Origin of the sequence: Acinetobacter sp. WU_MDCI_Abxb74, assembly GCF_025513915.1 — a bacterium.
Classification (GTDB): Bacteria; Pseudomonadota; Gammaproteobacteria; order Pseudomonadales; family Moraxellaceae; genus Acinetobacter; species Acinetobacter calcoaceticus_C.
On the sequence record NZ_JAHPRP010000001.1, the window covers coordinates 160198 to 173216 of the forward strand.

Annotated in this window: 10 protein-coding genes; 5 read left to right on the plus strand and 5 right to left on the minus strand. The window is 40.9% G+C overall.

All coding sequences use genetic code 11. The features are described 5' to 3' along the window. Positions 1-172 precede the first annotated feature (172 nt). Genes KTH84_RS00725 through KTH84_RS00745 form a run of 5 tightly spaced genes read right to left on the minus strand, consistent with a single transcriptional unit; the run spans position 173 to position 6686 of the window. Positions 173-1075 carry a hydroxymethylglutaryl-CoA lyase gene (locus KTH84_RS00725; RefSeq protein WP_262471626.1) on the minus strand — a complete coding sequence of 301 codons (903 nt, stop codon included), beginning with the start codon at positions 1073-1075 and terminating at the stop codon, positions 173-175. After that, a complete protein-coding gene (locus tag KTH84_RS00730) occupies positions 1072-3063 on the minus strand; it encodes an acetyl/propionyl/methylcrotonyl-CoA carboxylase subunit alpha (protein WP_262471627.1) in 1992 nt (663 codons plus the stop codon). Before KTH84_RS00730 ends, KTH84_RS00725 begins: the two co-directional genes overlap by 4 nt. Before the next feature lie 11 nt (positions 3064-3074). Continuing rightward, the gene (locus KTH84_RS00735) at positions 3075-3878 is read right to left on the minus strand and encodes an enoyl-CoA hydratase/isomerase family protein (RefSeq protein WP_262471628.1); all 804 of its coding nucleotides are present in this window, start codon (positions 3876-3878) and stop codon (positions 3075-3077) included. Positions 3879-3887: 9 nt separating this feature from the next. Next, the gene (locus KTH84_RS00740; protein WP_262471629.1) at positions 3888-5489 is read right to left on the minus strand and encodes a carboxyl transferase domain-containing protein; all 1602 of its coding nucleotides are present in this window, start codon (positions 5487-5489) and stop codon (positions 3888-3890) included. A 24-nt stretch (positions 5490-5513) separates the two neighbouring features. Continuing rightward, on the minus strand, positions 5514-6686 hold the full coding sequence (locus tag KTH84_RS00745) for an isovaleryl-CoA dehydrogenase (RefSeq protein WP_042896709.1): 1173 nt from the start codon (positions 6684-6686) through the stop codon (positions 5514-5516). A gap of 144 nt (positions 6687-6830) precedes the next feature. Here KTH84_RS00745 and KTH84_RS00750 point away from each other — a divergent pair, with 144 nt between their 5' ends. From KTH84_RS00750 to KTH84_RS00770, 5 genes are all read left to right on the plus strand, one after another. Further along, positions 6831-7448, plus strand: a complete 618-nt coding sequence (locus tag KTH84_RS00750; protein WP_202742391.1) for a TetR/AcrR family transcriptional regulator — start codon at positions 6831-6833, stop codon at positions 7446-7448. A gap of 110 nt (positions 7449-7558) precedes the next feature. Beyond that, positions 7559-9253: an AMP-binding protein gene (locus KTH84_RS00755; protein WP_262471630.1), complete on the plus strand. Its 1695-nt coding sequence runs from the start codon at positions 7559-7561 to the stop codon at positions 9251-9253. Between the two features lie 73 nt (positions 9254-9326). Then, positions 9327-9998, plus strand: a complete 672-nt coding sequence (locus KTH84_RS00760; protein ID WP_262471631.1) for a class I SAM-dependent methyltransferase — start codon at positions 9327-9329, stop codon at positions 9996-9998. A gap of 276 nt (positions 9999-10274) precedes the next feature. Further along, positions 10275-11558 carry a DcaP family trimeric outer membrane transporter gene (locus KTH84_RS00765; protein WP_262472465.1) on the plus strand — a complete coding sequence of 428 codons (1284 nt, stop codon included), beginning with the start codon at positions 10275-10277 and terminating at the stop codon, positions 11556-11558. A 97-nt stretch (positions 11559-11655) separates the two neighbouring features. Continuing rightward, positions 11656-13011 (plus strand): MFS transporter, encoded by a 1356-nt coding sequence (locus KTH84_RS00770; RefSeq protein WP_262471632.1) that lies wholly within the window; start codon positions 11656-11658, stop codon positions 13009-13011. The last annotated feature ends 8 nt before the right edge of the window (positions 13012-13019 follow it).

The following is a 13019-nucleotide window of genomic DNA, read 5'->3' on the forward strand; positions in this document are numbered from 1 at the left end:
AGAGGCATTTAATACAAAGATTAATTAAAGATTTGAAATAAATTGCATAAAGAAATTTAGTCCCAATTCATGAATAGAATGAGATAGAAAGTAGACGCGATGATCTGGTACTCAGCCTAATATATTCAGCCTTATACCAGATACTGAGCTATTTTAATTATTGAATTTATTGTTACGCACACTTGGTTTGCCAATAAGCATTTGCATAATTAGACAAGCTTTTTCGGTTTAATACATTGCTAATATTTTGGCTGGCTTGCATAAGCTTTTCTAAGTCGATACCAGTTTCAAATCCCATGTGTGACAGCAAATAAAACAGATCTTCGGTCGATACATTGCCAGAGGCACCTTTGGCATAAGGACAGCCGCCAAGTCCAGCAAGGGATGAATCAAAAACGCGAATGCCTTGCTGTAGGGACTGATAAATATTGGCAATTGCCATGCCATAGGTATTGTGAAAATGTCCTGCCAAAACCTTGCTGTCTAGTTCAGAGAGGCACGCTTGCCAAACCTTTTGAACTCGATTTGGCGTTGCGGTGCCAATGGTTTCACCTAAAGACACTTCATAGCAGCCCATGTCATAGAGCCGTTTAACGACTTTCACCACTTGCTCAGGTGCAATCGCGCCTTCATACGGGCAATCGACAATACAAGAGACATAGCCGCGCACACGTATGTTATGTGCTTTCGCTGCTGCCATGACATCACTAAATTTTTCAAAACTTTCATCAATAGAGCAGTTAATGTTTTTACGAGTAAAGCTTTCAGAAGCTGCGGTAAAAACCGCAACCTCTTTGCATCCTACCGCTTGAGCCGTCTCAAAACCTTTGATATTTGGAGTAAGCAGACTAAATTGCACATCTGTGGTCTGCGGTAACCGCTTAAATAGCTCATCACTTTGAGCCATTTGCGGCACCCATTTTGCCGAAACGCATGAACCTACTTCAATTGATTTTAGGCCAGTATTTATTAAGTCATTAATAAAGTTTAAGCGTTGTTCAACTGTTAAAGCCTGCTTTTCATTTTGGAGGCCGTCTCTGGGACCGACCTCCACAATTTTGACAAACTCACTCATGCAACTTCCTCCTGAGCGGGCTGAAATTCCACAAGCTCATCGCCAGCTTTGACTTGATCGCCAACTTGGAAATAGGAGTCTACAATCACGCCGTCTTTAGGAGCTCGGATGGTGTATTCCATTTTCATGGCTTCAAGCGTCATTAAAATATCGTCTTTTTTCACGCTATGATTTGCACTCACCAGAACTTGCGTGACTACACCCGGCATTGGTGCTTTTAAGTGGCCTTCATCGGCTTGGCTATCTGCCTGATTAAAGTCTTGGCGAATATAAGCAAACTTATAGCTTTGCCCATTTTGGAATAGCGTAATGCCTTGCTGACTTTGGTTAAAAGATAGCTTTTGCTTAGTACCACCAATTTGAACAGAGGCAGTATGTGTATCAATCAATTGACCAGAAATAGGGTAGCTTTGTCCGTTATATTCTGCGTTGAAGCCATGTTCAGATGAGGCAAATTTGATTTGGATATTTTGGTTTAAATAGTTCAGTTTAATGCTGTGCTGATAGGCAATATTTAAACGCCATAGCGGTTGAGCCTGCCAAAGCTGTTTTTGGCTTGAGCTGTTGTTGTTAAGTTTACTTAAAAACTCAATAAATGCTGCTGCCACCACAAGTTCTGGTTTGATCTCTTCAGGGCTAAACAAGAAGTTTTGTTCGCGTTGAATCAGGTTGGTATCAAGCTTGGCTTGTTTGAATGAGTCGCTGCGAACAATCTTTTCAAGAAATGCAATGTTGTTCCCTAAACCGTCAACATGGAATTGACTTAAGGCATGTTGCATTTGAATGAGTGCAGCTTCACGATTTTTACCCCATACAATGAGTTTAGCTATCATCGGGTCGTAATACGTCGTGATTTCGTCGCCTTCAACAATACCGCTGTCTACACGCACATATTGGTTTTGAGTTGGGTAGTGCAAATAGTCAATTTTACCAATTGCAGGTAAAAAGCCTTTTTCAGGTTCTTCGGCATAGATTCGTGCTTCGAGCGCATGCCCGTGAATCTGCAATTCGTTCTGTAGTTTTGGTAAAGGTTCGCCATAAGCTACGCGAAGTTGCCATTCAACCAAGTCTTCACCGGTAATCATTTCAGTCACTGGGTGCTCGACTTGTAAACGGGTATTCATTTCCATGAAATACGCCGTACCATCTTGTTCCACAATAAACTCGACCGTACCTGCACCGACATAATCTACGGCACAAGCAGCATCAATTGCAGCTTGACGCATTGCATCAAGCTTTTCGCTCGGCATTTGTGGAGCAGGGGCTTCTTCTAGCACTTTTTGGTGACGACGTTGCACAGAGCAGTCGCGCTCAAATAAATGAACATAGTTGCCATGTGTGTCACCAAACACTTGTACTTCAATATGACGCGGTTGAATCACATAGCGTTCAATCAAGACATCATCATTACCAAAACTTGATTTGGCTTCGCGCTTACATGAGGCTAAGGCATGCAGAAAATCTTCACTGCGTTCAACCAGACTCATGCCTTTGCCACCACCGCCAGCACTGGCTTTAATTAAAACTGGATAGCCAATTTGGTCTGCCTGTTGTTTTAAAAAGTCGGCATCTTGGTTGGTTCCGTGATAACCCGGTGTTAAAGGGACGCCTGCTTTTTCCATTAAAGCTTTAGAGGTCGCTTTTAAGCCCATTGCTAAAATGGCATCGACTGGCGGGCCAATAAAGCAAATATTGTGTTGCTGGCAAGCAAGTGCAAACTGGTCATTTTCGGATAAAAAGCCGTAGCCCGGATGGATCGCTTGGCTACCTGTATCAATGGCAGCTTGAATAATGCGGTCAGCTTGTAAATAACTTTGCGTTGCAGGTGACTGACCAATGTAAATCGCTTCATCTGCAAGTTTGACGTGTTGTGCATTTGCGTCTGCGTCTGAATAAACAGCAACTGTAGCGATACCCAGTTTTTTTGCGGTACGAATTACACGGCAGGCAATTTCACCACGGTTCGCAATTAAAATCTTTTCAAACATAATGATCGTCCTTAATTGTTGTTATTTGAGGTGGCAGTCCACGCAGGCTGTTGCTTATTTAAAAAGGCATTAAGACCTTCTTTTGCCTCGGCACCTTGACGGACTTGAGCAATATGATGCGCCGTCTGTTGTAGCAAATCATTACTCATAGATTGGTTGCTCACCATTTGAATGAGTTGTTTTGATGCAGCCTGAGCGTGGGGTCCACCAAGTAATAGAGCATCAATAATTTCTTGAACTTTTCTGTCTAAGTCTTCCGCATCTGCGACTTCATGTGCCAAGCCAATTTGTTTGGCGTCACGTGCCGAAATACGTTCGGCAGTTAAGAAGTAACGAGAAGCCTGTCTTGCACCAATCGCACGAATCACATAGGGACTAATGGTAGATGGCGCAAGGCCTAAACGCACTTCAGAGGTTGCAAACTTGGCATCAGTGCTGGCAATGCAAATGTCACAAGCCGATGCCAAGCCCATACCGCCACCAAAGGCAATGCCATGAACACGGGCAATAGTTGGCTGTTTAAGCGTTGCAAGTGCATCTAACATTTGCGCGAGTTTTAGAGCATCTGCTTCATTTTCTTCTGAAGATGCTTGACCTGCCTGTTTCATCCAATTCAGGTCAGCACCTGCCGAAAAACTTTTGCCACGACCCGCTAAAACCAGAACACGAATATCATCACGTGTATTAATTTGATTAAAGCAGGCATGTAGCTCTTCAATCACTGTGGTATTGAAGGCATTGTGTAGTTCAGGGCGATTTAGCCAAACATAGGCAACTTGACCTTGTTGTTCGAGTTGTAAAAATTGATAGCTCATATACACCTCTTACATGCGGAACACGCCAAATTTGGTTGGCTGGATTGGAGCATTCATTGCAGCAGCAAGGCTTAAACCAAGTACTTGACGGGTTTGAGCTGGGTCAATTACACCGTCATCCCAAAGACGGGCAGAAGCATAATATGGATGGCCTTGGCGCTCGTATTGCTCACGGATTGGTTGTTTAAACTCATCTTCTTGCTGAGCTGACCACTCGGCACCTTTTTGCTCAATTTGATCGCGTTTTAAGGTTGAAAGTACGCTGGCTGCTTGTTCGCCGCCCATCACTGAAATACGAGAGTTCGGCCAAGTCCATAAAAAGCGTGGTGAATAAGCGCGTCCACACATGCCGTAGTTACCCGCACCAAACGAACCGCCAATAATAAGCGTTATTTTAGGAACATTTGCAGTGGCAACAGCCATCACCAGTTTAGCGCCATGTTTGGCAATCCCTTCATTTTCGTATTGGCGGCCCACCATAAAGCCAGTAATATTTTGAAGGAATAACAAAGGAATATTGCGCTGTGTGCATAGCTCAATAAAGTGTGCACCTTTTTGTGCAGACTCTGAAAATAAAATCCCGTTGTTGGCAATAATCCCGACTGGCATACCATAGAGCGAAGCAAAACCAGTAATGAGGGTTGAGCCAAAACGTGCTTTAAACTCATCAAAACGAGAACCATCTACAATGCGAGCAATCACTTCACGAATATCAAAAGGCTTACGTGCGTCACTTGGCACCACACCATAGAGTTCAGATGCGTCAAAAAGTGGTTCATCAATTTGCTTGTTTAAATCATTTGGCTTTTTATTTAAGTTCGCGACAATGTTCCGTGCAATCGCAATCGCATGTTCATCATTTTCGGCTAAATGGTCAGCTACACCTGAAAGACGTGTGTGTACATCACCACCACCTAAGTCTTCACTGCTCACTACTTCACCAGTTGCAGCTTTTACCAGAGGAGGACCGCCTAAGAAAATGGTGCCTTGATTACGTACAATAATGGTTTCATCAGACATGGCAGGTACATACGCACCACCTGCGGTACAGCTTCCCATTACGACAGCAATTTGGGCAATACCTAGGCTCGACATACGTGCCTGATTATAGAAAATACGCCCGAAGTGATCGCGGTCAGGGAAAACCTCATCTTGCATTGGTAAATAGGCGCCACCTGAGTCCACCAAATAAATACAAGGCAAGTGATTTTGTTCGGCAATTTCTTGGGCGCGTAAATGCTTTTTAACCGTAAGTGGGTAATACGTTCCGCCTTTAACCGTTGCATCGTTGGCAACGATCATGCAAGTTACGCCGTTCACCTGACCAATACCTGCAATTACACCCGCGGCAGGAACATCATCTTCATAAACGTTGTACGCTGCCAATTGACCAATTTCTAAAAATGCCGTGCCGACATCAATCAGTTGATCAATACGTTCACGGGGTAGAAGTTTCCCTCTAGCCAAATGTTTTTGACGGGCATTTTCTCCACCACCTAAAGCAATACGCTGGGCAACTTGGTTTAGATCTGTGACCAATGTTTGCATGGCTTGCTGGTTTGTTTTGAAGTCTTCACTTCGAACATTAATCTTGCTTTGTAATTGGTTCATAAGATGCGTCCTTATTTATAATTATTATTTGGTTTCATTGAAGAGTTCGCGACCAATCAACATGCGGCGAATTTCAGAAGTTCCAGCACCAATTTCATAAAGTTTTGCATCACGCCATAAACGACCAGCAGGGAATTCATTGATGTAACCGTTGCCGCCTAAACTCTGGATTGCTTCACCAGCCATCCATGTGGCTTTTTCAGCAGAATATAAAATGGCACTTGCCGCATCTTTACGTAGGCTGCGGTCATGGTCGGCTTTGTCACAAGCAGCACCCACAGCGTAAACTAATGCTTTACATGCCAACCAAGTTGAATACATATCGGCAAGTTTACCCTGCATGAGCTGGAATTCACCTAAAGCCTGACCAAACTGTTCACGTTGATGTAAGTAAGGAATCACCACATCTAAACAGGCATCCATAATTCCTAAAGGTCCGGCACTTAAAACTGCACGTTCGTAGTCCAAACCACTCATGAGTACTTTTGTACCATTACCCACGCCACCAAGTACGTTTTCGGCAGGTACTTCCACATTGTCAAAAAATAGTGGGTAAGTGTTAGAGCCACGCATACCGAGTTTATCTAAATGGTTGCCGTGACTGAAGCCTTTCATGCCTTTTTCAACTAGAAAAGCAGTCATGCCTTTTGCACCAGCTTTAGGGTCAGTTTTGGCATAAACCACAAGTACATCTGCATCACCGCCGTTGGTGATCCACATTTTTGAACCATTTAAAACGAAATGATCGCCTTTTTGCTCAGCACGTAATTTCATGCTAACCACATCAGAACCAGCATTCGGTTCAGACATGGCAAGGGCACCTACATATTCACCAGAAATCAGTTTAGGTAAATATTTCTGCTTTTGTTGCTCGTTACCGTTACGGTTAATCTGGTTTACACATAAATTAGAATGAGCACCGTACGAGAGGCCAATAGCTGCCGAAGCACGAGAAATTTCTTGCATAGCAATAATATGAGCTAAATAACCCATATTGGCACCGCCATATTCTTCAGAAACCGTCATACCTAAAAGGCCCATATCTCCGAATTTTTTCCAGAGATGTGCAGGGAATTTGTTGTCTTGATCAACTTGTTGAGCAATTGGTGCAATTTCCTTTGCACAAAATGCGGCAACTGAATCTTGAAGCGCAATTAAAGTTTCATCGAGACCGAAATTCAAGCTGCGTAGGTTCATGATATTTTCATCCTATTGGTTATATTTGTTGTCCATAAAATATTTTGTGGGTATTTGATATGTACCATACAATGATTTTTCAAAAAAGTGAATACAGATTCATAAAATGATTTACAATTCATTTTATTTGTTAGAGAATAAATTATGAGCTATAAACGATCATCTTTAATGCAAGAGCGGATGGAGCAAAATCGAAAGTCGATTTTGAGTTCAGCCAGAAAATTAATTTCAGAGGGAGGGTTTAAAGACGCGCAAATACAAACAATTGCAGAGCAAGCGGGCGTATCAAGTGGTCTGGTTTATCGCTACTTTGATAATAAAAGCCAAGTGCTCATTGAGGTTTTGTCTGAGGCCATTAATACAGAACTATTGGTGATTGATTCGATTACTGAAAGTGATTTATCGGCAAAACAGAAATTACATAAGGCTGTGGCAACTTTTGTAAAACGGGCACTCAATAGTCCTCAGCTTGCATATTCACTCATGTTTGAACCTGTAGATTCATCGGTTGAACATGAGCGTTTTCGTGTGAAGCAGTTGATTAAACAAAGTATTAAAAAAATACTTGCAGATGGAAATGCAAGTGGTGAGTTTATCTTGGATGATTTAAATACAGCAGCACTTTGTGTTGTTGGTGCAATGACCTACGTGGTCGTTGAACCCCTTGATCCTGCTCAAAATACAAAGTTTGATCATGCGCACAAAGACTATTTTTCAAAACAGATTGCTGACTTTTGTGTGGATGCTGTGCAGAAGAAATAGGGCATATAAAGGATAAACAACACAAAATAGGCGGTTTGGAAAAGTAGTTGCAGTAACAACAATTAGATCAGGTATGAAGAGAATTACAAAGAATCAAGGAGAATGATTCAATGCAACAAGAACGGTTAAGCTACGCCTCGGGACCAAGCACGCAACCCTTATTGGGTATGACCATTGGTGAACAATTTGATCAAGCCTGTCAGCAATATGCAGAAAAGGAAGCAATTGTCAGTTTTCATCAAAACAGACGGTTAACCTATAAAGCTTTACAAGATGAAGTAAATGCTTTTGCTTGTAGCTTGTTGAAATTGGGATTAAAAAAAGGCGACCGATTAGCCATCTGGTCACCAAACTGTGTGGAATGGACAGTTACCCAATTTGCAGCTTTTAAAGCAGGTATTATTTTAGTCAATCTAAATACAGCTTATAAAAGCCATGAACTTGAATATGTGTTGAATAAAGTCTCATGTAAAGGATTGATTATTGCTTCTCAATTCAAAACCACCGATTACCAAGAATTACTCACAAAAATTGCCCCTGAGTTAACCAACAGTCCTGATAAAGTGCTCAGTTCAGAACGACTGCCACATTTAAAATTTGTCATTAAAATTGATGACCATCAATATACTGGCATTCATCGTTTTAGCGATTTAGTTACAACACCAAACTCCGAGCAGCTTGAACAATTAAAACAGTTAACCAAGCAACATCAGTTTGATGAAACCATTAATATCCAATTTACCTCAGGTACAACGGGTAACCCTAAAGGGACTATGTTGACCCACCATAATATTTTAAATAATGGCTATTTTGTTGGCGAAGGTATTCGTTTAACGCCTCAAGATAAAGTCTGTATTTCTGTGCCGTTGTTTCATTGCTTTGGCATGGTCATGGGGAATTTAGCGTGTGTTACGCATGGGGCAACCATGGTCTATCCATCGGCGGTATTTAATTCTTTAGAAACGTTAAAAGCGATTCATCAAGAACGTTGTACGGCAGCATATGGCGTACCAACCATGTTTATTGCAACCTTAGAACATGAACAGTTTAATGAGTTTGATCTATCGAGTTTAAGAACGGGCATCATGGCAGGCAGCCCGTGTCCACGTGAAATTATGCAGCGGGTCATAGACCGAATGCATATGTCTGAAATCACGATTTGTTATGGCATGACTGAAACCTCGCCAGTCAGTGTACAAAGCTCGGTAAATGATTCAATTGATAAACGAGTAAGTACAGTTGGGCATGTTCATCCGCATGTTGAAATTAAAATTGTCGATTTAGAAGGACAGATTGTTCAGCAAGGAACTTTGGGCGAGCTATGTGTTCGTGGTTATTCAGTGATGGCTGGCTATTGGGGCGAAGAAGAAAAGACAAAAGAGGTCATTGATTCAGCTGGCTGGATGCATACGGGTGATATTGCAGAAATGGACCAAGACGGCTTTATTAAAATTAAAGGTCGTATTAAAGACGTCGTGATTCGTGGTGGGGAAAATCTCTTTCCTAAAGAAATTGAAGACTTTCTATATACTCATCCCGATGTGAGCGATGTACAGGTAATAGGCTTGCCAGATGCGAGATATGGCGAAGAACTCTGTGCTTGTATTATTTTGCATGAACATCATCAAATTGATGAAAATAGCATTCGTCAATTCTGTAAAGAGCATATTTCCCATAATAAAGTACCGCGCTATGTTCGATTCTTTAATGAATTTCCAATGACTGCTTCAGGCAAAGCCCAAAAGTTTAAGTTACAAGAAATTATGCGTGCTGAGCTTAATTTGACAGGAAATGTCTTTGATTAAATAAAGCCAAAAGCCCAGTCAAAGTGCAGCAAACTATAAATTGAAAGGCAGTTTAAATAGAGGATAAAACAAAATGGCAAAAGACTTTAATAGCCCAAAAGTAGTCGATGGTTATGATGAACATATCCGTAAATTAATTCCGGGTTATGAAGTGATTCATCAACAGGTGGATGCCATTTTGCAATCAGTGTTGAAACCGAACTCTCACATATTAATTGTGGGATGTGGCACAGGTTATGAACTCGAATATTTACTTAAAAGGCATCCGAACTGGAAATTTACAGCCGTTGACCCATCTTTAACGATGCTTCAAAAAGCCCAAGAACAGGTTGAACTTTTAGATAAATCTTCACAAGTAACTTTTATTCACGGTGAAACTTCAGCTTTACCTCTTGAGAATTGCTTTGATGCTGCACTGTCTATTCTTGTAGCACATTTTATTGCTGATGATATAAAACCTGCGTTCTTTAAAGATATTTATGATCGCTTAAAAGAAAATGCTGTTTTGCTCACCTACGATTTAATGACGTGTATAAACCCTCAGCAGCTTCAAGCTTTACGTTATTTATGCTTGGCACAAGGCTTAACTGAGGAACAATGCCAGAAAATGTTAGAGCGTATGGCTCAAGACTTTTTTAGCCTAACCACAGAAGGTTATATAAAACTTTTGCAAAAGACTGGCTTTGAAAGCGTGCAGTCTTATGCACAGGTTCTGACTTATCAGGGTTTTATTGCAAAAAAATAATGCCAGTAGAGACATAGGAATGTTGTCTTAACACCTAAATATTCTCAATGAGGAAGAGAATATGAAAACTGAAAAAAATAGAAGAACTCGCTTTACTTAAAACAAATTAAAAAGTGGTCCTAATGCCGCTTTAGGGAGGTTTTGTCTAAAAAATATGATGGAAGGTCTTTCTTGAGAAAGAATTCAAATTTTTAAGGACCTATCTAAATAGGTACATAACAAAAAGGATGTCGAGATCTTTAAGTCTATTTAAAGATCAAAAAAGGAAGTTTTATGATAAATGCTTTAAATACAACGGTTCAAAAAAGTCTATTGGCGGTTTCTGTGACCCTGTTTGTGTCTTCTGCTTTTGCAGGCAAAACAGATCCTGAAATAGAACAACTTCGACAAGAAGTGAAAGAACTACGAGCTATGCTACAAGCAAATATACAAGCTCAAAAATCTTTATCGCAAGGACGAGTTGAACTAGCAACTTCTGCAACTCCTCAAGCTGCGCAGCCAATACAGCAAGGGTTAACTAAGTCTGGTGCAGAATTTAACCTCTATGGATATATACGGGCAGATGCTTCTTATCAAATGAAGGGCGCATCTACGATATATAACAACATTAGTGGGGTTCCACTCGAAAATACTCCTGAAGAATCTGCTCAAAAAGACCAGTTGCACAGCACAGTTAATGTGACACGCTTTGGGTTGAATTTTAAAACTCCAACAGCCGTGGGTGATGTGGGTGGAAAGTTAGAAATGGACTTCTTTGGGGCAGCCACTCGTGATCAGTTCCGTATACGCCATGCTTATTTAACTTTTGATAAATGGCTTATCGGTCAAACGTGGTCGACATTTATTGCACCAGAATATTATCCAGAAACGATTGATGCAGGCACATTTGTAGGTGGAGCATTATTAAGATCACCGCTGGTTCGCTATAGCGACAACTTAAGTGCGAATACAAGCTTTGCAATATCGGTTGAAGATCCGAAATATACCGCTACATCAGACCCTGATAATAAAATGCGTTTACCTGCTTTGGTAGGGCGCTTAAATCATAAATTTACCAATGGTTCAATGCTATCAGGTCGTAGTTTTATGGCTGAAAAGAGAACCAATAATGATGAAGAAGTGGCTTGGGGTGTAGGCCTAGGGGGGAAATATCAGATTACGCCAGATACTTTGCTGAAAGCGGATTACTACCATGTCAAAGGAGATGGACGTTTCCTACTATGGAGTAACAGTGGCTATGCAATAGATGATCAAAACAATATACATAACAATGAATTTGACACTGTTTCATTGGGCATAACTCATCAGTTTACGCCACAAATTCGTTCAACCTTAGGTTATGGCTATATGAAAGCCAAAGATGATAACCGTTTTGCCGAATTACAACGCACTAGCACGACTCAAAACAAAGAACTTTGGCAGGGCTGGGTGAATGCACTTTATAACCCTTACAAACCAATTACTTTGGGTGTCGAATATGTTTATGGCGAACGCGAAACTTTTGATGGCCGTAACGGGACTGATAACCGCTTTAACATGATGGCGAGTTACGATTTTTAATTAATTCAATAAAACCTTGAATAATCTGTTTTTCTTTAGGGTGCAGTATGTCGTTTTAAAAAATTGAATATGAATTTATCTCACAGGAGGTGAGTAAATGACAATATCTAAATTAAATGTAAATGAAATTATTGATCAGGCCAAATTTAGATCTTATCACTGGAGTATTTTGCTTTGGTGTTTATTAATTATTATTTTTGATGGTTATGATCTGGTTATTTATGGTGTCGTGCTACCTTTGCTGATGCAAGAGTGGTCATTGACGGCTGTACAAGCAGGGATGTTAGCGAGTACGGCTCTATGCGGAATGATGTTTGGAGCAATGTTCTTTGGAACTTTGGCAGACAAAATAGGCCGTAAAAATGTGATTTTAATTTGTGTCGCTCTTTTTAGTGGCTTTACCTTTTTAGGTGCTTTTGCATCAAGCCCACTTGAGTTTGGGGTGCTTCGATTCTTAGCGGGACTAGGCATTGGTGGAGTCATGCCAAATTTAGTTGCACTCACATCAGAATATGCACCCAAACGTATACGCAGTACCTTAGTGGGGACCATGTTTAGTGGCTATGCCATTGGGGGGATTCTTTCAGCATTGATTGGCAGTTATTTGGTTGAAAGTCAGGGATGGCAAATTATGTTTTTGATTGCAGGCATCCCTTTATTTTTGCTGCCTGTTATATGGAAGTTTTTACCTGAGTCTTTAACCTTTTTGGTTAAAACTGGTAAAACGGAACAAGCACAGCGCATTATTCAAAAAATTTCACCTGAACAAACCATGACGATCAATACGCAGTTAGTGCTTAATGAAGATAATGTTCCAGCAGGTAGTTCTGTAAAAGGATTATTTCAACAAGGCCGCGCATTCAATACACTCATGTTTTGGTTAGTTTTCTTTATGTGCTTACTCATGGTATATGCCTTAAGTAGCTGGTTACCAAAACTCATGCTTGCCGCAGGGTATTCACTCGGAAAGAGTATTTTATTCCTATTTGCCCTAAATGTCGGTGCAATGATCGGTTCGATCGCTGGTGGTATTCTTTCTGATAAATTCCATTTAAAACCTGTAATTATGGTAATGCTGCTAGCGGGTGTTGTGGCATTAATCGGTTTAGGCTTTAACTCACCAGCCTATGTTTTATATGGTTTGGTGACTGTTGCAGGAGCTGCAACCATTGGTACCTCAATTCTTCTTTATAGCTACGTTGCTCAATATTATCCATTAAGTGTGCGTTCTACTGGAATTGGCTGTGCTTCCGGTGTTGGCCGAATTGGGGCAATTGTTGGGCCAATCTTAACGGGAATGTTATTAGGATTGGAATTGCCACATACGATGAATTTTGTGATGATCGCAATTCCTGCAATTCTTGCTTTTTTAGCAGTCATGATGTTGAGACGACATGCTATTGAGAGACCAACCATTGCACCAAAAATTACTGCTGAACTAGAGGGCGGTTAATAAAAACT

Bases quoted from the DNA above. Each gene is read 5' to 3' on its own strand.
- KTH84_RS00745 (WP_042896709.1), bottom strand. From the start codon at position 6,686: ATGAACCTACGCAGCTTGAATTTCGGTCTCGATGAAACTTTAATTGCG.
- KTH84_RS00750 (WP_202742391.1), top strand. From the start codon at position 6,831: ATGAGCTATAAACGATCATCTTTAATGCAAGAGCGGATGGAGCAAAAT.
- KTH84_RS00740 (WP_262471629.1), bottom strand. From the start codon at position 5,489: ATGAACCAATTACAAAGCAAGATTAATGTTCGAAGTGAAGACTTCAAA.
- KTH84_RS00755 (WP_262471630.1), top strand. From the start codon at position 7,559: ATGCAACAAGAACGGTTAAGCTACGCCTCGGGACCAAGCACGCAACCC.
- KTH84_RS00730 (WP_262471627.1), bottom strand. From the start codon at position 3,063: ATGTTTGAAAAGATTTTAATTGCGAACCGTGGTGAAATTGCCTGCCGT.
- KTH84_RS00735 (WP_262471628.1), bottom strand. From the start codon at position 3,878: ATGAGCTATCAATTTTTACAACTCGAACAACAAGGTCAAGTTGCCTAT.
- KTH84_RS00725 (WP_262471626.1), bottom strand. From the start codon at position 1,075: ATGAGTGAGTTTGTCAAAATTGTGGAGGTCGGTCCCAGAGACGGCCTC.
- KTH84_RS00760 (WP_262471631.1), top strand. From the start codon at position 9,327: ATGGCAAAAGACTTTAATAGCCCAAAAGTAGTCGATGGTTATGATGAA.
- KTH84_RS00770 (WP_262471632.1), top strand. From the start codon at position 11,656: ATGACAATATCTAAATTAAATGTAAATGAAATTATTGATCAGGCCAAA.